Below are 19,840 nucleotides of genomic sequence, written 5' to 3'. Positions count from 1 at the left end.
GTGCCCGGCCGGGCTGGTGGGCATTGCCGAGGGACGTTTCGCCGCCACCCTGGCCGCCCGGCGGGGGCGGGTGGTCCCGCCCGGGGAGACCCCCGAGTTCCTGGCCCCGCTGCCGGTGGGGGCCCTCGACATCTCCGGCCTGGAGGGAGCCGAGGAGCTGGCCGGCCTGCTCGGCCGGCTCGGGATCCGGACCCTCGGCCAGCTGGCGGCGCTGCCCGCCCCCCGGGTCCTGGCCCGCTTCGGCGGGGCGGGGGCGGCCGCCCATCGTCTGGCCCGGGGCCTCGAGCTGCGCCCCCTCGACGCCCGCCGGCCCCCCGACGACCTGACCGTCAGCGTCGAGCTCGACCCACCCGTGGAGCGGGTGGACACCGCCGCCTTCGCCGCCAAGGCCCTGGCCGACCGCCTCCACGAGGGGCTGGCCGAGCGGGGGCTGCAGTGCACGCTCGTGCGCATCGAGGCGGAGTCGGAGCACGGGGAGTTGCTGTCGCGCTGCTGGCGCCACGACGGGACCTTCGGCGCCGCCACCCTGGCCGAGCGGGTGCGCTGGCAGCTGGACGGGTGGATCTCGGGGCCGGTCGGGCCGCGCCCCACCGCCGGCGTCACCCTGCTGCGCCTGGTGCCCGAGGAGGTGGTGGCCGACCAGGGCAGCCAGCAGGGGTTCTGGGGCGGGGTGGCCGAGGCCGACCGCCGGGCCGCCCGGGTGCTGGCCCGCCTCCAGGGGCTGCTGGGGCCGGACGGGGTGCTGACCGCGGTGGTCGAGGGGGGCCGGGCCCCGGGGGAGCGCGTGCGGGCGGTGGCGTGGGGGGACAGGGGAGGGCCGCTCCGCCCCCCGGAGCTGCCGTGGCCGGGACGGGTGCCGCCCCCGGCCCCGACCCTGGTCTCGGGAGGCACCGCGGCACTGCTCGACGCGGCGGGGGACCCGGTCGTGGTCACCGGCCGGGCGGAGGTGGCGGTGGCGCCGGCCACCCTCGACGGGGCGGCGGTCGTGTCGTGGTCGGCGCCGTGGCCGTGCCACGAGCGGTGGTGGGACCCGGAGGCCCAGCGCCGGCGGGCACGCATGCAGGTGGTCACCGACGACGGGCGGGCCGTGCTGCTGGCGGTGGAGCAGGGGAGCTGGTCGGTCGAGGCGGTCTACGACTAGTGGCGTACAACAACCCGCCGGTCCCGTGGCGCGAGCTCGAGGAGCGCCTGCAGGGCCGCAGCACCGACCCCAACCCGCTCGCCCGCAAGAAGCTCATCGACGACCACCGGCGCGCCCAAGGAAAGCAACGACTGAGTGGTGAGGGCGCCGGCGGGGCTGGGGACCCCGCCGGCAGCGGCGGGCGAGTTCCGAAGGAACCCGGTGCCCGCCGCCATGAATATGCAGAGCTGCACTGCCATACGAACTTCAGCTTCCTGGACGGGGCGTCGCATCCGGACGAGCTGGTGGACGAGGCGGTGCGGCGCGGGCTGTCGGCGCTGGCGATAACCGACCACGACAACCTGGCCGGGGTCGTGCGGTTCTCCGAGGCGGCCGCGGCGGCGGGGCTGCCCACGGTGTTCGGAGCGGAGCTGACTCTGGGGCTGAAGCGCGCTCCCGTGGGAACGGCCCGGCGTGGGGCTGGGGCCCCACGCCCGGAAGGAGGCCGGGTCGGGGTGCCCGGCCAGGTTGATGGCCTGGCGGATCCGCCCGGCAGCCATCTGGTGGTGCTGGCGCGCGATCCGGCGGGTTATGCCCGGCTGGCGCGCACGATCAGCGAGGCGCAGATGGCGGGAGGGGAGAAGGGCAGGCCGATCGCCGACCTGGAGCTGCTGTCCCGCCACCACGGCGGCCACTGGGTGGTGCTGACCGGATGCCGGAAGGGCGCGGTGGTGCAGGCGCTGGTTGACGATGGTCCCGCGGCGGCGGCGCGCCAGCTCGACCGCCTGGTGGAGACGTTCGGGCGGGACAACGTCGTGGTGGAGCTGTGGGACCACGGCGACCCCCTGGACTCGGCGCGCAACGACGCCCTGATGCGGCTGGCCCTGTCGCGCCATGTCGAGCCGGTGGCGACCAACAACGTCCACTACGCGTCCGCCGACCGCTGGAAGCTGGCGGGGGCGCTGGCGGCGGTGCGGGCCCGGCGCAGCCTCGACGAGATGGACGGGTGGCTGCCGGCGGCGGCCGGCGCCCACCTCCGTTCCGGTGCCGAGCAGGCCCGGCGGATGGCGCGCTACCCCGGCGTCGTCGAGCGGGCGGCGGAGCTGGGCCTGGCGTGCGCCTTCGACCTCAAGCTGGTGGCGCCCCAGCTGCCGGACTGGCCGGTGCCGCCCGGTCACACCGAGATGACCTACCTCCGCATGCTCGTCCACCGGGGCGCCGAGCAGCGCTACGGCCCCCGCCCTGCTGGTGAAGGTGGGGCCGAGAGGGTCCCGGGGGCCTGGGCCCAGATCGACCACGAGCTGGAGGTGATCGAGCAGCTCGGCTTCCCCGGCTACTTCCTCGTGGTCTGGGACATCGTCGAGTTCTGCCGGAAGAACGACATCTTCTGCCAGGGGAGGGGGTCGGCCGCCAACTCGGCGGTGTGCTTCGCCCTCGGGATCACCAACGCCGACGCCGTGAAGCTGGGCCTTCTGTTCGAGCGCTTCCTGAGCCCCGAGCGGGACGGCCCTCCCGACATCGACGTGGACATCGAGGCCGGACGCCGGGAGGAGGCCATCCAGTACGTATACGGGCTCTATGGGCGCGAGCGCGCCGCCCAGGTGTGCAACGTGATCACCTACCGGCCCCGCTCGGCGGTGCGCGACATGGGCCGGGCGCTGGGGCACCCTCCCGGGCAGCTCGACGCCTGGTCCAAGCAGATGGACATGTGGGTGGGGATGGAGGGGGCGGCGGCCGACTGCGACATCCCGGCTCCCGTGCTGGACCTGGCGCGCCAGGTGCAGGGCTTCCCCCGCCATCTCGGGATCCACTCCGGCGGAATGGTCATCTGCGACCGGCCGGTGGTCGAGGTGTGCCCGGTGGAGTGGGCGCGCATGCCCAACCGCAGCGTGCTGCAGTGGGACAAGGACGACTGCGCGGCGGTGGGACTGGTGAAGTTCGACCTGCTCGGGCTGCAGATGCTCTCGGCCGTGCACGAGGCGCTGAAGATGATCCGCCGCCACCACGGCGTGACCGTCGACCTCGGCGCCCTCGACCAGGAGGAGGAGGTCTACGACATGCTGTGCCGGGCCGACTCCGTGGGCGTGTTCCAGGTGGAGAGCCGGGCCCAGATGGCCACCCTTCCCCGCCTGAAGCCCCGCGGCTTCTACGACCTGGTCGTGGAGGTGGCGCTGATCCGCCCCGGACCCATCCAGGGCGGGTCGGTGCATCCCTACATCCGCCGGCGCAACCAGCAGGAGGAGGTGACCTACCTCCACCCGCTGCTGGAGAAGAGCCTGAAGAAGACCCTCGGCGTGCCGCTGTTCCAGGAGCAGCTGATGCAGATGGCCATCGACGTGGCCGGCTTCACCGCCGCCGAGGCCGACCAGCTGCGCCAGGCCATGGGCTCGAAGCGCTCGACCGAGCGGATGGAGGCGCTGAAGGCCCGGCTGTACGACGGGATGGCGGAGAGAGGTATCAGAGGCCACACCGCCGACGCCATCTGGTCCCAGCTGGCCGCCTTCGCCAACTTCGGGTTCCCCGAGAGCCACTCGGTGTCCTTCGCCTACCTGGTGTACTCCAGCGCCTGGCTCAAGCTGCACTACCCGGCGGCGTTCTACGCCGGCCTGCTCAACGCCCAGCCGATGGGGTTCTGGTCCCCCCAGACCCTGGTGGCCGACGCCCGCCGCCACGGGATCACGATCCTGGGCCCCGACGTCAACGCCAGCGACTGGTGCTGCGACCTCTCATGGCGGCGGGCACCCGGTTCCCGCCGAACTCCGCCGCTGCCGGCGGGGACCCCAGCCCCGCCGACCTCAGACCAGCCTGTCGTCCGGTTGGGATTGGAGTACGTGCGCAACGTCGGAGAGGAGCTGGCCAGGAAGATCGCGGCGGGGCGGCCGTACTCGTCCCTCGAGGACCTGGCCCAGCGGGTGGGCCTGTCCGAGCCCCAGCTGGAGGCGCTGGCGACGGCGGGGGCGCTCGGTTGCTTCGGGGTGGAGCGGCGGGAGGCGCTGTGGGCCGCCGGCGCCCTGGCCCGCTCGGGCCCGGGGAAGCTGCCCGGCGTGGTCGAGGGGGCGGTGGCGCCCGAGCTGCCGGCCATGACCGACGTCGAGGAGGCGGCCGCCGACCTGTGGTCCACGGGGGTCTCGGGCCGGTGGTCCCCGGCGGAGTTCGCCCGGCCCCGGCTGGACGGGATCGGCGCGGTCAGCGCCGCTGCCCTCAACGACCTGCCGGACGGCTCCCGGGTGACGGTGGGAGGGGTGGTGACCCACCGCCAGCGCCCCTCCACCGCCGGGGGGACCATCTTCATGAACCTGGAGGACGAGACCGGGATGGTCAACGTCATCTGCTCCCCGGGGGCGTGGGCCCGCCACCGGCGGGTGGCCCGGCTGTCCCCGGGGCTGATCGTGACCGGGCGGCTGGAGCGCTCCGACGGGGCGGTGGCGGTGGTGGCGCAGCGCCTGGCCCCGCTCGACCTGGGCCTGACGTCGGGCCGGTCCCGGGATTTCCGTTAGTGCCGCGTCACAGGGCGTCGGTACAGTCGGCGTCCTTGCCCGCCTTTCCCTCCCCGTCCGCCGCGTCCGTAGAGCCGCTGATCTCGGCCCGCGGCCTGACCAAGTCCTTCGGGGGCTTCGTGGCCGTCGACGGGATCGACTTCGACGTGGCGGCGGGGGAGGCGTTCGGATTCCTCGGCCCCAACGGGGCCGGGAAGACCTCGACCATGCGGATGATCGCGTGCATGTCGCCGGTCACCTCCGGCACCCTGCGGGTGCTGGGGCTCGATCCCGCCACCGACGGGTCCCGCATCCGCAGCCGGATCGGGCTGGTCCCCCAGGACGACACCCTCGACCTCGAGCTGACCGTGCTCGACAACCTGCTGGTGTACGGGCGCTACTTCGACCTGCCCCGGAAGGTCATCAGGGAGCGGGCCGGGCAGCTCCTGGAGTTTGCCCAGCTGTCGGACCGGGCCGGGGAGAAGGTCGACCCGCTGTCGGGGGGCCTGAAGCGGCGCCTCACCATCGCCCGCTCGCTGATCAGCGAGCCCGAGCTCTTGCTGCTCGACGAGCCGACCACCGGCCTCGACCCCCAGGCCCGGCACCTGCTGTGGGACCGCCTGTACCGCCTGAAGCAGCAGGGCGTCACCCTCGTCCTCACCACCCACTACATGGACGAGGCCGAGCAGCTCTGCGACCGGCTGGTGATCATGGACAAGGGCGTCATCGCCGCCGAGGGCTCCCCCCGACAGCTGATCGACCGCTACTCGACCCGGGAGGTGCTCGAGCTGCGCTTCGCCGTCGACGACCACACGACCATGGCGGAGAAGCTGGCGGGGTTGGGGGAGCGGATCGAGATCCTGCCCGACCGGCTGCTCGTGTACACGAGCGACGGGGACCGGGCCGAGCGCGAGGTCCAGAGCCGGGGCCTGACCCCGCTGGTGTCGTTCGTGCGCCGGAGCACGCTGGAGGACGTGTTCCTCCATCTCACCGGCCGCACCCTGATCGACTGATGGCCCGCCGGCACCCGTGACCGCGACCACCGCCACGGGCGGCACCACCCTCAGCCGGACCCTGCGCTCCTACTCGTACTGGTCCTACCAGTACCGGCGCATCTGGCGGGCCAGCCTGGCCACCGGGTTCCTCACGCCGGCGCTGTTCCTGGCCGCCATGGGTCTCGGCCTGGGCAGCCTCGTCAACCGCCACGGGGCCTCGGCGGCCCGGCTGGGGGGCGTGACCTACCTGCAGTTCATCGCCCCCGGGCTGATGGCGGCGGCGGCCATGCAGATGGCGGCCATCGAGGGCGCCTTCCCGGTCATGGGTGGGATCAAGTGGATCCGCACCTATCACGCCATGCTGGCGACGCCCCTGCGGGTGACCGACGTGCTCTACGGCCATCTCCTGTGGATGGCCACCCGGGTGGCGCTGGTGTCGACGATCTTCCTCGGGGTGATGGCCGCCTTCGGGGCCCCGCGGTCCCCCGAGGTGATTGCGGCGGTGCCGGTCGCGGTCCTGACCGGGATGGCCATGGCGGCGCCGGTGGCCGCCTTCACCGCCACCCGGGAGACCGACCAGCCGCTGATTGCCGTGTTCCGCTTCGTCGTGATCCCGATGTTCCTGTTCTCGGGGACCTTCTTCCCGATCACCCAGCTCCCCGGCTGGCTGCGCCCGCTGGCGTACGTGACCCCGCTGTGGCACGGGGTGGCCCTGTCCCGGGCACTGTCGCTGGGCAACGCCGCAGTGGCGGCCAGCGTGGGCCACGCCGCCTACCTGGCGGGCTGCATCGCCCTCGGAGTGATCGTGGGCCGGCGCACCTTCAGACGCCGGTTGGCGGCGTGACCGCGCCCGCCACCCTGGCCGACGCCGCCCTCGGGCGGCGGGTGCTGCCGCCGCTGGGCCTCGGTGGCCGGCGGGCCCGGCACCTGGTCGAGCGCAACGCCTTCGCCTACCGGCGGATGTGGCTCATGTTCGTGTCGGGCTTCTTCGAGCCGCTCTTCTACCTGCTGTCCGTGACCGTGGGCATCAGCAAGCTCGCCGGCAAGGTGGCCGGGCCCGACGGCCGGTTGATCACCTACACCGCCTTCGTGGCGCCGGCGCTCATGGCCTCGTCGGCGATGAACGGGGCGGTGATGGACGGCACCTTCGCCGTGTTCTTCAAGCTCAAGTTCGCCAAGGTGTACCACGCCGTCCTGGCCACGCCGCTGGAGGCCCAGGACGTGGCGCTCGGGGAGATCTCGTGGGCGGTCTCCCGGGGCGGGATCTACTCCACCGTGTTCCTGCTGGTGATGGCGATGATGGGCCTGGTGCACTCGCCGTGGGCCCTGCTGGCGGTGCCGGCGGCGGTGCTCGAGGCCTTCGCCTTCGCCGCGGTGGCCATGGCGTCGACGACCTTCATGCGCAGCTGGCAGGACTTCGACTTCGTCAATCTGGCCCTGATGCCGATGTTCCTGTTCTCCGCCACCTTCTATCCGCTGTCGGTGTACCCCGGCGCCCTGCGGGACCTGGTGCGGGTGGTTCCCCTGTACCAGGCGGTGGCCCTGATCCGCGGCCTCGACCTCGGAGGGGTGAACTGGGCCATGCTCGGCCACGCCGCCTACCTCGGGGCCATGGCCGTGATCGGGCTGTCGGTCGCGTCCCGGCGGCTCGGCCATCTGATCCTCAAGTAGCTTCGGTCCCATGGCGTGGGACTTCTCGACCGAACCGGAGTTTGAGGCCAAGCTCGAGTGGATGCGGACCTTCGTCCGCGAGGAGATCATCCCGCTCGAGACCCTCGACCTCGACCATCCGACCTTCCTGCGGGCGGTGCGCCCTCTGCAGCAGCAGGTGAAGGACCAGGGCCTGTGGGCGGCCCACCTGCCGCCTGCGCTGGGCGGGGGCGGCTTCGGCCAGGTGAAGCTGGGCCTGATGCACGAGATCCTCGGGCAGTGCTCCATGGCGCCGTTCGTGTTCGGCAACAACGCCCCCGACTCGGGCAACGCCGAGATCATCGCCGTGGGCATCGAGTCGGACCCCGAGAAGGAGTGGCAGCGCGAGAAGTGGCTCCAGCCCCTGCTGGACAGCCGGCTGCGCAGCGCCTTCTCGATGACCGAGCCCGGCGCCGGAGCCGACCCCACCCTGATCCGGACCAGCGCCGTGCGGGACGGGGACCAGTGGGTGATCAACGGGCACAAATGGTTCACCTCCAACGGATCGGTGGCCGACTTCCTCGTGCTGATGGCGGTGACCAATCCCGACGTGCACCCCTACCAGGGCACGTCGATGATCATCGTGCCGACCGACACGCCCGGCGTGGACATCGTGCGCGACATTCCCACCATGGAGCACCCCGAGCCCCATTTCGGCCAGTACGGGGGCCACTCGGAGGTGATCTACCGCGACGTCCGGGTGCCCGTCGACAACCTGGTCGGCCGGGAGGGGGAGGGTTTCCTGCTGGCCCAGAAGCGGCTGGGCCCGGGCCGCATCCACCACGCCATGCGCTGGCTGGGCCAGTCCCGCCGGGCCTTCGACATGATGTGCGAGCGGGCGGTGTCGCGGTTCACCCACGGCTCGTACCTGGCCGAGAAGCAGACCATCCAGAACTGGGTGGCGGAGTCGACGGCGGAGATGACGGCGGCCCGGCTGATGACCCTCTACGCCGCCTGGCGCATGGACCAGGTGGGGGCGCCGGCGGCCCGGGTCGAGATCGCCATGATCAAGTACTGGGGCGCCCAGGTGCTCTACAACGTGATCGACCGGGCCATCCAGGTGCACGGCTCGCTCGGGTTCTCGACCGACCTGCCTCTCGAGCACATGTACCGCGCCGCCCGGGCGGCGCGCATCTACGACGGTCCCGACGAGGTCCACAAGGTCACGGTGGCCCGCCAGATCCTCAAGCAGTACAAGCCGGTGGACGTGCCGACCGAGCACATCCCGACCCGGCGGGCGGCGGCGCAGGCCCGCTTTGCCGATCTCCTCGAAGAGGCCACCGCCAACCTGTAGCCCGGCCATGGACGAACGGCGGCGGGTCGTGGTGGGGGGCCGGGTGCAGGGCGTCGGCTACCGGGAGAGCTGCCGGCGCCAGGCCGAGCGCCTCGGGTTGTCGGGGTGGGTCCGCAACTGCGCCGACGGCAGCGTGGAGGCGGTGTTCGAAGGGGAGACGGAGGCGGTGGACGCCGCCGTGGCCTGGTGCCGGAAGGGGCCGCGCTGGGCGGCGGTGCGCTCCGTCGACGTCTACGACGAGGACATCGAGGGCGGCGGAGGTTTCCGCGTCCGGTAGGAGCGGTTGGCGGGGGGGCCGGCCTACGCCGCCGCGGCGGGGAGCAAGCAGCGCTCGGCCAGGCCCAGCGGCAGCGAACCGGTTGCCGCCACCTCGTCGTTGAAGCGACGCCCGTCCCCCCGGCCCTCCCCGACGTAGCGCGTCCGCATCCGGTCGAGCTCGAGGGCGCCGGTCAGGTACGACGCCGACTGGGTGGGCCAGGCGCAGTAGCGCGTGACCTCGGCCCGGGCGGTGGCCTCCGACAGCCCGGTGTGTCCGACCAGGTGGGTCACGGCCTCCTCGACGGTCATGTCCCCGCAGTGCAGCCCGGTGTCGACGACGATCCGGGCGGCGCGGAAGATGCGGGCGTCGAGATAGGAGAGCATCTCGGCGTCGTCGGCGAAGAAGCCGGCCTCGGCCATGATCTGCTCGGCGAACAGCGCCCATCCCTCGCTGAAGTACGGCGTGCGGACCACCGACCGTACGGGCGGGGCGTTCTCCTGTGACCAGACCAGGTGCCAGTGGTGCCCGGGATAGGCCTCGTGGGCGGAGATGGTGGCCATCGCCGCGTAGCTGTTGGTGGCCAGCCGCTGTCGGAGCTGCTCGGCGCCGACGCCGTCGGGCGGGAACGGCACGAAGAAATGGCCGAGCCGCCCGGGCCGGAACGGCGGTGGGGCCAGGTACGAGGCCACCGCCAGCACCGGGCGCTGGTAGGGCGGGCTGGGCTCGACCGAGACCGACTCCCCCTCGGGGATCGTCACCAGGTCGCGCTCGACGAGGAAGGCGCGGCACCGCTCGGTCATGGCGGTGTAGCCCCGGAGCATCTCCTCGGGTGTGGCCGGGTGCCGGTCCTGTACCGCGTCCAGGGCGTCGCGCCACCGGTCGTGACCGAGGCGGCGGGCCACCTCGGTCATGCGCCCGTCGAGCTCGTCCCACGCCGCCCGGCCCCGGTCTCGCAGGCCGGCGGCGCCGTAGCCGAGCAGCTCCCGGTCACGCAGCAGGGCGCTGTAGCGCTGCTCGCCGATGGCGTAGGTGCCGGTCGGGCGCATGTCGGTGAGGTGGGCCGCCAGTCCCTCGAAGGCGGCCGCGGCGACCGCGCCGACATCGGCAACCGCGTCACGGTCCGGACCCGGCGGTATCTCGCCTGGCAGCAGGTCGCGCACGTAGACGCCGGCGGCGGCGCACTGCCCGACGGCGCGGTCGCGGATGACGTCGTTCACCAGCGTGGGGTCGAGTTGGCGCCGGGCGGCGTCGAGGGCGGCGGGCACCTGGCCCAGACGGGACGCGGCGGCGGCCGCCCGCTCTGCCATCGGGCGCAGCCGGTGCACGAACAACACGTGCACTCCCCCGAGGCAGGGGTCCAGGTATACGGCGGGGTCGCGCCGCCACGCCTCCCAGTCCTCCATGGCCACGCGACCGGCCAGGGCGGACAGAACCAGGTCGCGGTCGACGGCGCGCTCGCGGCTGAGAGCGCGGCCATCGACTCCGCGCAGCGTCTCAGCCCAATGACGGGCCGACGCCGCCCGGCGGACGAAGGCAGCCTCCCCGAACTCACCGAGCTCCTCGTCGTGGCCCTCGATGCCGAGGGCCGAGGCCCGGGTCGGCGACTCCTCGATCTCCTCGCCGAGCCAGGCGTCGATCAGGGCCTGGGCCTCGGGGTCCGCCGCGCCCGCCCCGCCCTCGGTCACCGCCCGTGAGGGTAGCGTGCGCTTCATGCCGGATCTTCTCGACGACGACGTCATCGAGCGGGCGCTCACCGACCTGGCATGGAAGCGGGAGGGATGGGCGCTGCGCCGGACCGTCACCCGCAACGACTTCGCCGACGCCATCAAGTTCGTCAACCGGGTGGCGGAGCTGGCGGAGGAGGCCGACCACCACCCGGACATCTCCATCTCCTGGAAGACGGTGGAGCTGACGCTCTCGACCCACAGCGCCGGTGGCATCACCCAGCTCGACCTGGATCTGGCCGGGCGCATCGACCGGCTGGGATAGCGCGGGGCGCGGCGGGTCATGCGCCGGGCCCGCGCCGGCCTCGAGTTCGTCCCCCTGGCCGAGATCGGGGACCGGCCCAACGTGATGGCCGACGGGGCGGCGCTAGCCTCGACGGTGTTGACCCTGTCCCACTGGCCGGGCAGCACCACGCCCGCCCCCCTTCGCCACGACCTGTCGGCAGGCATGGCGTTCCGGTACCTGCGCTCCCGCCGGCGGTGGCCCGCGGCCGCGGCGGTCACGTCCGACCACTTCGATCAGGACGGCCTCGTCACGCTGGCGGCCCTGACCGCACCGGAGAGCGCTCTGGCCGCCGAGGACGCCTTGCTGGCCGTGGCCGAGGCGGGCGACTTCGTCCGGGGTCGCGATCTCCGGGCGGCCCGGGTGTCGTTCGCGCTCGCCTCGCTGGCCGAGCGCCGGGACGGCGCCGACGACGCCAACCCCGCCCTGGCCGGCACCCTGCACCGTGAGGCGCTGGCCCTGCTGCCGGAGCTGCTGGCCCGCCCCGAGCGGTACGCCGAGCTGTGGGGGGAGGAGGACCGCTTCCTCGGAGCGAGCGAGGAGGCCCTGCGGGGCGGGGCGGTGACGTTGTCGGACGTGCCGGAAGTCGACCTGGTGGTGGTCTCGGTGCAGCCGGGGGCGACGGCGCCGGGACGGGCGGCGCAGTTCACCCACCGCCGGACCACACCCGTGCATCCCATGGCCGTGCACAACCGCTCCGATCGGACCCGGGTGCTGATCGTGGCCCCGCCCCGCTACGAGCTGTACTTCCGCTACGAGACGTGGGTGCAGCTGGTGTCCCGGCGCCCTCCGGCCCGGGTGGACCTGGCCGGCCTGGCGGGAGAGCTGACCGCCCTCGAGCCCAGCGGTGGCAAGTGGACCTTCAGCGGAGCCGGCGCGACCGTGGCCCGCCTCGGCCCCGCCGGCGGGACGAGCGAGCTCAGCCCCGAGGTGGTACGGCCTCTGGTGACGGACGCGCTGGCGCGGGGCCGGCCGGCGTGGGATCCGTACGCCGCTCCCAGGCCCGGTTGAGGACGGCCAGCAGGGTGTCGGGGTCCTGGGCGCCGGGCACGCCGAAGCGGCCGTCGAGCAGGAAGAACGGCACGCCCGTGATGCCGCGGGCGGCGGCCTCGGCCTCGTCGGCGCGCACGGCGTCGGCGTAGGCGTCTCCGTCGAGCACGGCCGCCACCTCGTCCTCGTCGAGGCCGGCGGCCCCGGCCGCAGCGACGAGCGCCTCGTGGCGGCCGATGGCCGCCCCCTCGCAGAGGTAGGCGTTCATGAGCGCCTCCTCGACGGCGTCCTGGAGCCCGGACCGTCCGGCCAGGTGGATGACCCGGTGGGCGTCGAAGGTGTTCCCCGAGCGGGCCGCGTCCAACCGGTAGCGCAGGCCCTCGGCCGCGGCCGTCTCGGTGAGGCGGCCCCACGCGGCGCGGGCCTGGTCGGTCGTCATCCCGTACTTGGCGGCCAGCCGCTCGGCGGGATCACCGGGGCGGACCGGAGGGGCGGTGGGATCGAGCTCGAAGGAGCGCCACACGATGCTTACCTGCTCACGATGGGGAAACCGGCTCAGTGCCTGCTCGAACCGGCGCTTGCCGATGAAGCACCACGGGCACACGACGTCGGACCAGATGTCGACCTGCACGGCGCGCTAGTGCCCGGCGGCGTGGTCGAGGACGCCGACACACTCCGACGTCGACGCCTCTCCCGGCCCCGACGCCTGGCGGTGGAGCACGGCGGTGGTCGGACGGATCGCCATCCGGTCCGAGTCGACGGATGCGGAGCCGTCCACGATCAGGCTGAAGCCGTCGTCGCTCACCGGAGGCCACAGCAGGCTCACCGAGGGTCGATCGGCGGCGTTGGCGACCGTCCGCCGCCCGGCCCGGGTGACGAGCCGGCCGGCGTCCCACTCCATGTGCACCGAGACGGCGTGGGGCCGGCCGTCGGCGCCGGTGGTGAGCAGGTAGGCCAGGGCCCCGAAGCGCTCGACGCTGTCCCGGAGCTTCTCCAAGTCGACGGGCACGCTCATCCCGACAGGCTACGCCCGCGCGGCTCCCGGGCGTAGGCTCGGGTTATGGCATCCGACCAAGGCAGCACCGATCCCCGGGAGGAGCGACCGTTCTGGCGGGGGATCAACCACCTGGCCCTGGTGACGCCCGACATGGACGCCACCGTCCGCTTCTACCACGGCGTCCTCGGCGCCCGGCTGGTGGCCGACCTGGCCGGGCCCGGCTTCCGCCACTACTTCTTCGAGTTCGGCCCCGAGAACACGGTGGCGTTCTTCGAATACCGCAAGGGCTCGATCGAGCCCTTTGCCGTGCCGGCGGGCATGCCCGACCCCCGCAAGGTGCAGTTCGACCACCTCTCGTTCAACCTCGCCGACGAGGACGCCCTGCTCCGCCTGCGGGACCGTCTCAAGGAGGCCAACTGCGAGGTCACCGACGTCGTGGACCACGGCTTCCTGCGCTCGATCTACTTCACCGACCCCCACGGGATCGCGCTCGAGGCGTCGTACTGGGTCACCGATCCCACCGGCCGGCCCTCCGACTACAGCGACGGAACGCTCTTCTCCGACCCTGATCCCGTCCCCGCCGTCGAGGAGCTGCGCCGCTCCGGGCGGGTGTCCCGGGTGCCCGCCACCAGACTGAGCTGACCCGGCGTTCCGCTCAGTCGGCGGCCTCTATGTCGACGCTGAACGCCTCGTAGACCAGGTCGGCACCGAGGTGGCGGTGGCGGACGATGCCCGCCAGCACCTCGACGACGCGCTCGCGCACCTTGGGGATCTCCACGCCGTCACCGTCGAGCCCGGCGAGAGCCTTGTCCATGCGGTAGCGGAGCTCCTGGTGCTCGCGCCGGGCCCGCTCCACCTTGTGGGCCAGGCGGGGCTCGCTCTCCATCACGTCGTCGAGCAGCCCACCGGGCGCCTCGGAGGTGCGGATGTGCAGGTCGAGGGCGTCGGAGAGCCTCTCCAGGTCCCCGGCCAGGGTCTTGATCCACGCGTCGGTACGGCCGGCGGCGGGGCTGGCCAGCGACCGTTCCACCTCCCCGAGTGCGGACCGCAGACCAGCGCGGCGCTCCCGAGCCTCACCCAGTGCGTCAGTCATGGCGCCTCCCGGCGTCAAGCTACCGCGGCGGTTCGCGCAGCGCGGCCTGCAGGAGCTCGACGATGCCCTCGGCGCGCTCTCCCTCGGCCGGGACGCCGGTCTGCATGGCGGCGATCAGGATGGCCATCACCACCGACTCCAGCCCCGACGCGGCGCGGACCGGGTCGATGTCGCGGCGCACCTCACCGGACGCCTGGCCGGCGCGCAGCCGCTCGGCTATCCCCTTGCGCAGCTCCGCCAGGGCGGGGATCTCGAGCATCCGCACCGTGTGCTCGGGCTCGAGGCCGGACAGGAGGCGCCGGGCCAGCGGGTGCCGGGGGAGGCGCTCGAGCAGGGCGGCGATGAGCCCCGCCCACTCCATGTCGAAGGTGCCGCTCAGCACCGGGGAGAGGGCGCCTTCGATCAGGCCGGCGGCGTCGGCGTCCACGGCTGCGGCGAAGAGCTCCTCCTTCCCCCCGAAGTAGGCGTAGACGGCGGCGGGCGTGAGGCCCACGTCCCGGGCGACCTCCGAGACCGAGGTGCCGCGGTAGCCGTTGGCGGCGAACCGCCGGACGGCGCTGTCCAGCAGGGACTGCCTGGTCCGGGCTCCCTTCGTCATAATCTAAAAGGATAGCAATTCATTCAATTATGTGCGGGGACCGGCGCCCGGGGCCGCCGGGCGCCTTGGGTAGCGTGATCGGGCATGGACTCGCCGCCCGGGGATCGCCTCTGTCTGATGTGTGTGCACGCCCACCCCGACGACGAGGCGTCGAAGGGGGCGGGCACCGTCGCCCGGTACCACGCCGAGGGCGTCCACACCGTGCTGGTGTGCTGCACCGGCGGTGAGGAGGGGGACATCCTCAACCCCGAGATGGACCGCCCCGAGGTCCGGGACCGGCTGCCCGAGGTGCGCCTCGAGGAGCTGCGCCGATCGGCGGAACTCATCGGCTACGACGAGGTGGTCCTGCTCGGCTACCGGGACTCGGGCATGCCGGACACGGAGGCCAACGAGCGGCCCGAGTCGTTTGCCCGGGCCCCGCTCGACGAGGCGGTGGGCCGGGTGGTGGCCGAGATCCGCCGCACCCGCCCGCAGGTGATCGTCACCTATCCCGACGACCAGAAGGGGTACCCGCACCCCGACCACCTGCGGGTGCACGAGGTGAGCCTGCTCGCCTTCGACGCCGCCGGGGACCCGGGTGCCTTCCCCGACGCCGGTCCGGCGTGGCAGCCGCTCAAGCTGTACTACAGCGTCTGGTCGCGGGCCCGGACGCTGGCCGTCCACGAGAAGTTCATCGAGCTCGGCCTCGAGTCCCCGTACGACCAGAAGTGGTTCGACCGGCCCTCCCACGACGACCGCATCACGACCATCGTCGACATCTCCGGCCACGCCGACGTGAGGCCGGCGGCCCTGCTGGCCCACGCCACCCAGGTGGATCCGAACTCCAAGTTCTGGTTCGGCCTGCCTCCGGAGGTGGCGCGCACCGTCCACCCGGTCGAGGAGTACATCCTGGCCCGGAGGCTGGTGGGGGAGATCGACCGGGAGACCGACCTGTTCGCCGGGGTGGGCCGGCTGGCCAGCAGGTAGTGGCCCGCTTCCTGTCGGAGGAGTGGCTGCGCAGCACGCGTGAGCTGGCCGCCGGCCAGCCGGACCGGCCGGGAGCGTCGGCGCGTATCCAGTACGTCGTCACGGGCGGCCCCGACGGCGAGGTCCGCTACGGGTGGGTGCTGGAGGACGGCCGGCTGGCCGAGGCCGCCGCCGGAGAGCTGGCGGACGCCGACGTGACCTTCACCGAGGCGTACGCCGACGCCGTGCTCATCCAGCGCGGCGAGCTGGACCCGGGGGCGGCCTTCATGCAGGGACGGGTGAAGGTCAGCGGGAACATGGCCAAGGTGATGTCGCTGCTGCCGATCACGGGCACACCGGAGTACCGGGACCTGATGGCGCGGGTCGACGCCGTCACCGAGTACTGACCCCCGCCGTCAGGAGCGCATGAGCTCCCGGAGGGGCCGGTAGCCGATCAGCCGGGCGCCGACCCGGTCGATCATCGACTGGAGCGACCGGTCGGACGTGAGGAAGTCGTGGTCGTCGACCCTCGCCGGCCAGTCGGGGTGCGACGCCCGGAGCTCGCCGGTGTCGGCGGCCGGGTGCAGGAACACCTCGGTGACACCGGCCGGGAGATTCTGCAGGACCCGCTCGATCACCCGGCGCGAGCCCACGCCGGCGACGACGACGAGGTGGTCGGGGAAGACGACCCCCTCCTCCGCCGCCAGCCGGCGGAAGGGGAACCCGATGGCCTTCTCGGTCGAGGCGCCGGAGAGGCGCAGGGGCAGGCGGAAGTCCACGGCCATCTCGAGGTAGATGTCGAAGAACTCGGGCCGCAGCTGCAGGGTGCCCATGTGCGAGTCGAGGTGGCTCACGTCGAAGCCCCAGAAGATGGCCCGCTCGATCTGGGCGCGGAGCTCCTTGCGCACCTCGTCGAGGTCGGCGTGGTCCCACACGTCGCGCTGGGTGCGGGGGAAGCCGCCGTCACCGTCGAGCAGCGAGGGGGCGTGGGTGATCGGGCCCCAACGGTACAGGTCCCACTCCGCGTTCAGGGTGAGATGGACCCCGACGTCCTCCCCCCGGTGGCGGGAGGCGGCCTCCCGGGACCAGGGGCACGGGACCATGAGGGTGGCGCTCGTCGCCAATCCGGTCCGCAGCGACTCGTAGATGCCGACGTTGGCGGAGTGACTCGACCCGAGGTCGTCACAGTTGATGATCAGCAGGCGGTCGTCGGGGGCGTACCCGAGCCGCTCGGCCAGCGTCGCCACGCCGGCAGCCTAGGCAGACCCCGGTCAGGCCGCGGTGCGCCGCTGCGCCTCGATCAACGCCTGGCGGGCCAGCTCGAGGCCGCGGCGCCCGGTCCGGCGCGTCTCCTCGTCCAGCCGCCACTCCCGGCCCGGCTCCTCGATCAGGACCAGCTGTGTCTCCATGACCCGGACGATGACAGGAGGGTGTGACACCGACGGCCGCCGGGGGGGCTGGTCGGTAGGGTGCCCCATGGCGCCCGCCCGGTACGGAATGACCATCCCGTTCGACAACGTCCCGCTCCACGAGCACCGGCCGTGGATCGAGGAGCTGGCCCAGCTGGGCTACACCGACGTGTGGACGAGCGAGGCCGGGGCCACCGACGCCTTCACCCCCCTGGCGCTGGTCGCGGCCTGGGACCCGGGCCTGCGCCTCGGGTCCGCCATCGTTCCCGTCTACACCCGGGGGCCCGCCCTGCTCGCCATGAGCGCGGCGGCAATGGCGGAGGCGGCACCGGGTCGCTTCGCCCTCGGGGTGGGGGCGTCGTCGAACGTGATCGTCGAGTCCTGGAACGGCATCCCGTTCGACGATCCCTACCACCGGACGGCCGACGTGGTGCGCTTCCTCCGCCGGGCGCTGGCGGGCGAGAAGGTCGACATGGACTGCGCCTCGTTCTCGGTCAAGGGCTTCCGGCTGGGCCGGGCCCCCGAGGTGGCCCCGCCGATCCTCGTGGCCGCCCTGCGCCCCGGGATGCTGCGGCTGGCCGGACGGCTCGGGGACGGAGCGATCATCAACTGGCTGTCGGCCGAGGACGTCTCCCGCGTGGTGCCCGAGGTGGGGTCCGGCAAGGAGATCGTGGCCCGCATCTTCGTGGCCCCGACCGAGGACGCCGACCTGGTCCACCGGGCCGGGCGGATGGCGGTGGCCGCCTACCTCAACGTGCCCGTCTACGCCGCCTTCCACGAGTGGCTGGGCCGCTCGGATCAGCTGGCGGGCATGTGGGAGGCGTGGCGGGCCGGCGACCGCAAGGCGGCCACCGCCGCCATCCCCGAGCGGGTGGTCGACGACCTTATCGTCCACGGCAGCCCCGACGAGTGCCGGGCCCACATCCAGCGCTACGTCGACAACGGGGTGACCACACCGGTGCTGGCGGTCCTCCCGTTCGGGCTCGACGCCCGCCAGGCGGTGCGGGACCTGGCCCCGGGGGGCTGATCCGGAGGCGTCCGCTCTCTGGAGCAAGCACCCGATTCGGAACGTGTGAAACCGCGTGGAGTGGGGTGGGGGACCTCCGAGACAGGAGAAACCGGTCAAGTCCGACCCAACCGCGTGCCGATGATCACGAGGAGTGGCAGCTCACCGCGGCCTGGCCGCCTTCACCTTCTCGCTGTGCGCCGGGCTCGGCCTGGGCGCGGTCGTGGCCGCCCCCGCCGGGGCGGCGACCGTCACCGCCCACCCCGCGGCCCACAACGCCACCCACGCCACCCCCCACGCCACGCCCACCGCCGCACCCGCCCCGGGCGGGTTCTGGCTGGTCGATTCGGCCGGCCGGGTCGGCGCGGTCGGAGCGGTGCCGTTCGGAGGCGCCCAGCCCGCCACCCCGCCCACCACGCCCGTGGTGGCCCTGGTGCCGACACCTGACGGCGCCGGCTACTGGGTCGTGGCCGCCGACGGCGGCGTGTTCACGTACGGGGACGCCCACTTCTACGGCTCGACGGGGAACCTCCGGCTGAACCAGCCGATCGTCACCGCCGCCGCCACCCCCGACGGGGCCGGCTACTGGCTCATCGCCTCCGACGGCGGGGTCTTCACCTTCGGGGACGCCCGGTTCTACGGCTCGACCGGGGCCATCCGCCTCAACCGCCCCATCCTCTCGGCGGCTGCCACCGCCGACGGCCGGGGCTACTGGCTCGTCGCCTCCGACGGCGGGATCTTCACCTTCGGAGACGCCCGCTTCTTCGGCTCGACCGGCAGCGTGCACCTGGACCACCCCGTCGTCGGGGCGGCCACCACGCCGGACGGCGGGGGCTACTGGCTGGCGACCAGCGGGGGCCGGGTCTACGGCTTCGGCGACGCCGTGCTCCACGGGGACCTCACGGACGCCTCGACCGCCCCCGGATCGCCGGTCGTCGGCATGGCCGCCAGCCCCGACGGCGCCGGCTACTGGCTGGCGACCTCGGCCGGGGCCACCTTCGGATTCGGGGACGCCGTCCTGGCCGGGATGGCCCAGCCCGCGGACGCGGCGTCACCGGTGGCGGGCCCGGCCACCACCCCCGACGGAACCCCGCTCGGGCCGGTCGTGGCGGTCGCCGCCCCCGGACCGCCCCCGGCGGCGGCACGCGCCGTCCAGTGGGCGCTCTCCCAGGTCGGCAAGCCCTACGTGTACGGAGGCGTCGGCCCGGACGGCTACGACTGCTCCGGGCTGGTGATGAAGGCCTTCGCCGCCGTCGGGGTGACGCTGCCCCGGGTGGCCCAGGACCAGTACAACGCCGGTCCCCTCGTGGCGTCCGGCGCTCCCCTCGAGCCGGGGGACGTGGTGTTCTTCGGCACGCCCGAGGCGATCACCCACGACGGGATCTACATCGGCAACGGGATGATGGTCGACGCCCCTCACACCGGCACCCTGGTGCGCGTGGAGTCCTACCAGTGGCCCGACTACGTCGGCGCCACGCGCCCGGTGGCCGTGCCGGTCAACCGCTGACGGCTACCACCGGAAGCCGCTGACCGCCGACCACTCGTCGGAGTCGATCGACTGCCAGCTCCAGAACGAGGCGCCGACCGCGCCCGCCTGGCGGGCCCCCAGCATGAAGGCGTCGAGCTCGGTGGCGGGAGGTGCGCCCCGCCGGCCACCGTAGGGCCCCATGTCGTACGCTTGGCCGATCACGTGCACCTCCGGTCCCAGGTGACGCAGCCGGGTCAGGGCCTGCTGCACGTCGAGCACGGGCTGGGTGCAGCCCCAGTAGAGCATCGGCGCGTAGGCGTCGACGTAGGGAGCCATGGTGCCGAACGGGTACCTGGCCTGCTGCTGGTCGGTCGGTGGAAAGACGGTGGCCACGAGGACGGTGTGGGGATCGGCGGCCCGGACCCGGCCGAGGTACACCGACACCCGCTGGGGGGACAGGGCCACGCCCTCGGCCGCCGTTTCTATGTCCGCGC

General features: G+C 73.2%; 22 protein-coding genes. 14 read left to right on the top strand and 8 right to left on the bottom strand.

Annotated features, from left to right (window positions below; all coding sequences use genetic code 11):
- The 7 genes from VFW24_05030 to VFW24_05000 all read left to right on the top strand — a co-directional run.
- Nucleotides 1–1,141 (top strand): hypothetical protein (locus tag VFW24_05030; GenBank protein HEX5266115.1); only part of this gene is annotated, 1,141 nt, incomplete at its 5' end.
- On the top strand, nucleotides 1,141–4,617 hold the full coding sequence (locus VFW24_05025) for an error-prone DNA polymerase (protein HEX5266114.1): 3,477 nt from the start codon (nucleotides 1,141–1,143) through the stop codon (nucleotides 4,615–4,617). The genes VFW24_05030 and VFW24_05025, both read left to right, overlap by 1 nt.
- A gap of 35 nt (nucleotides 4,618–4,652) precedes the next feature.
- Nucleotides 4,653–5,609 carry an ABC transporter ATP-binding protein gene (locus tag VFW24_05020; GenBank protein ID HEX5266113.1) on the top strand — a complete coding sequence of 319 codons (957 nt, stop codon included), beginning with the start codon at nucleotides 4,653–4,655 and terminating at the stop codon, nucleotides 5,607–5,609.
- A gap of 16 nt (nucleotides 5,610–5,625) precedes the next feature.
- Nucleotides 5,626–6,435 (top strand): ABC transporter permease, encoded by an 810-nt coding sequence (locus VFW24_05015; GenBank protein ID HEX5266112.1) that lies wholly within the window; start codon nucleotides 5,626–5,628, stop codon nucleotides 6,433–6,435.
- Nucleotides 6,432–7,262: an ABC transporter permease gene (locus VFW24_05010; protein HEX5266111.1), complete on the top strand. Its 831-nt coding sequence runs from the start codon at nucleotides 6,432–6,434 to the stop codon at nucleotides 7,260–7,262. Before VFW24_05015 ends, VFW24_05010 begins: the two co-directional genes overlap by 4 nt.
- A 10-nt stretch (nucleotides 7,263–7,272) precedes the next feature.
- Nucleotides 7,273–8,574: an acyl-CoA dehydrogenase family protein gene (locus VFW24_05005; protein HEX5266110.1), complete on the top strand. Its 1,302-nt coding sequence runs from the start codon at nucleotides 7,273–7,275 to the stop codon at nucleotides 8,572–8,574.
- A 7-nt stretch (nucleotides 8,575–8,581) separates the two neighbouring features.
- Nucleotides 8,582–8,851, top strand: a complete 270-nt coding sequence (locus VFW24_05000) for an acylphosphatase (protein HEX5266109.1) — start codon at nucleotides 8,582–8,584, stop codon at nucleotides 8,849–8,851.
- Between the two features lie 23 nt (nucleotides 8,852–8,874).
- On the opposite strand, the gene VFW24_04995 is transcribed toward VFW24_05000, so the two are convergent.
- Nucleotides 8,875–10,518 (bottom strand): DUF885 domain-containing protein, encoded by a 1,644-nt coding sequence (locus tag VFW24_04995; protein ID HEX5266108.1) that lies wholly within the window; start codon nucleotides 10,516–10,518, stop codon nucleotides 8,875–8,877.
- Between the two features lie 25 nt (nucleotides 10,519–10,543).
- On the opposite strand from VFW24_04995, the gene VFW24_04990 reads away from it, so the two are divergent.
- Complete coding sequence (locus VFW24_04990) at nucleotides 10,544–10,822, top strand: 4a-hydroxytetrahydrobiopterin dehydratase (protein HEX5266107.1); 279 nt, start codon at nucleotides 10,544–10,546, stop codon at nucleotides 10,820–10,822.
- 18 nt (nucleotides 10,823–10,840) lie between these two features.
- Nucleotides 10,841–11,851 carry a DUF6687 family protein gene (locus tag VFW24_04985; GenBank protein ID HEX5266106.1) on the top strand — a complete coding sequence of 337 codons (1,011 nt, stop codon included), beginning with the start codon at nucleotides 10,841–10,843 and terminating at the stop codon, nucleotides 11,849–11,851.
- On the opposite strand, the gene VFW24_04980 is transcribed toward VFW24_04985, so the two are convergent.
- Nucleotides 11,760–12,461, bottom strand: coding sequence for a DsbA family oxidoreductase (locus tag VFW24_04980; protein ID HEX5266105.1), 702 nt, complete (start codon nucleotides 12,459–12,461; stop codon nucleotides 11,760–11,762). The two genes, VFW24_04985 and VFW24_04980, sit on opposite strands and share 92 nt — an antisense overlap.
- Before the next feature lie 6 nt (nucleotides 12,462–12,467).
- Entirely contained in the window at nucleotides 12,468–12,845 is a 378-nt protein-coding gene (locus tag VFW24_04975; protein HEX5266104.1) for a hypothetical protein, read from the bottom strand.
- A 45-nt stretch (nucleotides 12,846–12,890) separates the two neighbouring features.
- Between VFW24_04975 and VFW24_04970 the strand changes: the two genes are divergently transcribed.
- Complete coding sequence (locus tag VFW24_04970) at nucleotides 12,891–13,469, top strand: VOC family protein (protein ID HEX5266103.1); 579 nt, start codon at nucleotides 12,891–12,893, stop codon at nucleotides 13,467–13,469.
- Between the two features lie 13 nt (nucleotides 13,470–13,482).
- Here the strand turns inward: VFW24_04970 and VFW24_04965 are convergent, their stop codons facing one another.
- Nucleotides 13,483–13,857 (bottom strand): hypothetical protein, encoded by a 375-nt coding sequence (locus VFW24_04965; GenBank protein ID HEX5266102.1) that lies wholly within the window; start codon nucleotides 13,855–13,857, stop codon nucleotides 13,483–13,485.
- Between the two features lie 82 nt (nucleotides 13,858–13,939).
- On the bottom strand, nucleotides 13,940–14,518 hold the full coding sequence (locus tag VFW24_04960) for a helix-turn-helix domain-containing protein (protein ID HEX5266101.1): 579 nt from the start codon (nucleotides 14,516–14,518) through the stop codon (nucleotides 13,940–13,942).
- Between the two features lie 84 nt (nucleotides 14,519–14,602).
- Here VFW24_04960 and mca point away from each other — a divergent pair, with 84 nt between their 5' ends.
- Nucleotides 14,603–15,484: a mycothiol conjugate amidase Mca gene (gene mca, locus VFW24_04955; protein ID HEX5266100.1), complete on the top strand. Its 882-nt coding sequence runs from the start codon at nucleotides 14,603–14,605 to the stop codon at nucleotides 15,482–15,484.
- Nucleotides 15,484–15,870: an SCP2 sterol-binding domain-containing protein gene (locus VFW24_04950; GenBank protein HEX5266099.1), complete on the top strand. Its 387-nt coding sequence runs from the start codon at nucleotides 15,484–15,486 to the stop codon at nucleotides 15,868–15,870. The genes mca and VFW24_04950 overlap by 1 nt, the downstream gene beginning before the upstream one ends.
- Nucleotides 15,871–15,879: 9 nt before the next feature.
- On the opposite strand, the gene VFW24_04945 is transcribed toward VFW24_04950, so the two are convergent.
- Nucleotides 15,880–16,710 carry a polysaccharide deacetylase family protein gene (locus VFW24_04945; protein ID HEX5266098.1) on the bottom strand — a complete coding sequence of 277 codons (831 nt, stop codon included), beginning with the start codon at nucleotides 16,708–16,710 and terminating at the stop codon, nucleotides 15,880–15,882.
- A 24-nt stretch (nucleotides 16,711–16,734) separates the two neighbouring features.
- Nucleotides 16,735–16,872, bottom strand: a complete 138-nt coding sequence (locus VFW24_04940; protein ID HEX5266097.1) for a hypothetical protein — start codon at nucleotides 16,870–16,872, stop codon at nucleotides 16,735–16,737.
- Between the two features lie 67 nt (nucleotides 16,873–16,939).
- Here VFW24_04940 and VFW24_04935 point away from each other — a divergent pair, with 67 nt between their 5' ends.
- On the top strand, nucleotides 16,940–17,899 hold the full coding sequence (locus VFW24_04935; protein HEX5266096.1) for an LLM class F420-dependent oxidoreductase: 960 nt from the start codon (nucleotides 16,940–16,942) through the stop codon (nucleotides 17,897–17,899).
- Nucleotides 17,900–18,032: 133 nt separating this feature from the next.
- Nucleotides 18,033–19,385 (top strand): C40 family peptidase, encoded by a 1,353-nt coding sequence (locus VFW24_04930; protein ID HEX5266095.1) that lies wholly within the window; start codon nucleotides 18,033–18,035, stop codon nucleotides 19,383–19,385.
- Between the two features lie 3 nt (nucleotides 19,386–19,388).
- On the opposite strand, the gene VFW24_04925 is transcribed toward VFW24_04930, so the two are convergent.
- On the bottom strand, nucleotides 19,389–19,840 hold a 452-nt coding region (locus VFW24_04925), incomplete at its 5' end, for a hypothetical protein (GenBank protein ID HEX5266094.1).

It is taken from the genome of Acidimicrobiales bacterium (assembly GCA_036273495.1).
Taxonomy (GTDB): domain Bacteria; phylum Actinomycetota; class Acidimicrobiia; order Acidimicrobiales; family JAJPHE01; genus DASSEU01.
Note: the sequence above shows the minus strand (reverse complement) of the source record. Positions and strands in the feature narration are given on the sequence as shown.

What these genes read in the sequence shown, in the direction of transcription:
- VFW24_05005 (HEX5266110.1), top strand. Translation starts at nt 7,273, where the DNA reads ATGGCGTGGGACTTCTCGACCGAACCGGAGTTTGAGGCCAAGCTCGAG.
- VFW24_05000 (HEX5266109.1), top strand. Translation starts at nt 8,582, where the DNA reads ATGGACGAACGGCGGCGGGTCGTGGTGGGGGGCCGGGTGCAGGGCGTC.
- VFW24_04990 (HEX5266107.1), top strand. Translation starts at nt 10,544, where the DNA reads ATGCCGGATCTTCTCGACGACGACGTCATCGAGCGGGCGCTCACCGAC.
- VFW24_04985 (HEX5266106.1), top strand. Translation starts at nt 10,841, where the DNA reads ATGCGCCGGGCCCGCGCCGGCCTCGAGTTCGTCCCCCTGGCCGAGATC.
- VFW24_04975 (HEX5266104.1), bottom strand. Translation starts at nt 12,845, where the DNA reads ATGAGCGTGCCCGTCGACTTGGAGAAGCTCCGGGACAGCGTCGAGCGC.
- VFW24_04970 (HEX5266103.1), top strand. Translation starts at nt 12,891, where the DNA reads ATGGCATCCGACCAAGGCAGCACCGATCCCCGGGAGGAGCGACCGTTC.
- VFW24_04960 (HEX5266101.1), bottom strand. Translation starts at nt 14,518, where the DNA reads ATGACGAAGGGAGCCCGGACCAGGCAGTCCCTGCTGGACAGCGCCGTC.
- mca (HEX5266100.1), top strand. Translation starts at nt 14,603, where the DNA reads ATGGACTCGCCGCCCGGGGATCGCCTCTGTCTGATGTGTGTGCACGCC.
- VFW24_04940 (HEX5266097.1), bottom strand. Translation starts at nt 16,872, where the DNA reads ATGGAGACACAGCTGGTCCTGATCGAGGAGCCGGGCCGGGAGTGGCGG.
- VFW24_04935 (HEX5266096.1), top strand. Translation starts at nt 16,940, where the DNA reads ATGGCGCCCGCCCGGTACGGAATGACCATCCCGTTCGACAACGTCCCG.